This is a genomic window from Pseudoalteromonas sp. SG45-5, assembly GCF_014164085.1.
GTDB lineage: Bacteria > Pseudomonadota > Gammaproteobacteria > Enterobacterales > Alteromonadaceae > Pseudoalteromonas > Pseudoalteromonas aliena.
Window position 1 is genome coordinate 1 of the sequence record NZ_JACJEM010000220.1, and the last position, 211, is coordinate 211.

At 34.6% G+C, this 211-nt stretch carries 1 protein-coding gene; it reads right to left on the reverse strand.

The window, feature by feature from the left end:
• Positions 1-211, reverse strand: a 211-nt coding sequence (locus tag H5119_RS20825) for a tyrosine-type recombinase/integrase (RefSeq protein WP_182703498.1), incomplete at both ends; no start/stop codon positions are given.

Here is a 211-nt window from a genome sequence, read left to right on the forward strand (position 1 = left end):
AAATTTGATTTCTCAGCATAGGAATTAGCTCGATGGCCAGCGTTACAATGCGGTGTTTATTACCTTTTCCATTCCATACTTGAATACATTTATAATCAAAATCAATATCTTTCACCCTTAATTGCACCGCTTCCATTACTCTTAAGCCACTTCCATACATAAGGGCTGCAATTAAATAATAGCGCTTATTTAAATGAGCCATCAACATTTT